This window comes from Niallia yueguangensis, assembly GCF_052663115.1.
This window is the reverse complement of sequence record NZ_JBQTCX010000068.1, coordinates 1-508: the sequence shown is the minus strand read 5'-3', so window position 1 is coordinate 508 and position 508 is coordinate 1. Positions and strand designations below refer to the sequence as shown.

Below are 508 nucleotides of genomic sequence, written 5' to 3'. Positions count from 1 at the left end.
TGTCGTTTTAAGAGGACTACTACGTCTTGAAAGTCATTCGCACTAAAGAGTTGCCTCTCCATGCAGAGTGTTAATGAATCATCAAGTACTTCCACTGTTCCTAGTTGCATACACTTTTTTATCAAACTTAACTGATCCCGAAGGTATCGTGGATACCTTTTTCGCAACTCATTTAAGTAGATTTTTGCTTTTCCTTTGTCTGTAAAGTATTCGCTAACGAACTCAATAAGTTCGTTTATTCCCTTCGACCTATCACGTTGATGGGATCTGTTTTGAATAAGTTTTCCTTTATCAGAACAAATAGAATGTGTGGCCAGTATTTCCCCTGACTCTTGGAAATAGATCACTAATTTATTTTCCTCGGTCTCATAAATATGTACTTCTGGATACTTTTGAAACGTTCCTAACGGAACAGAATACCGGTTCGAAAGGTACATGATTGTATTGTCCTTTCGAACACTTCTTGTTATACTTGGTTTGTGAATATGATTTTGTAAGTTGACCTGTC

General features: G+C 36.8%; 1 pseudogene. It reads right to left on the bottom strand.

Annotated features, from left to right (window positions below):
- Positions 1-437: pseudogene (locus ACTYA4_RS22185) on the bottom strand (IS21 family transposase); the annotation flags it as partial.
- Between the last annotated feature and the right edge of the window lie 71 nt (positions 438-508).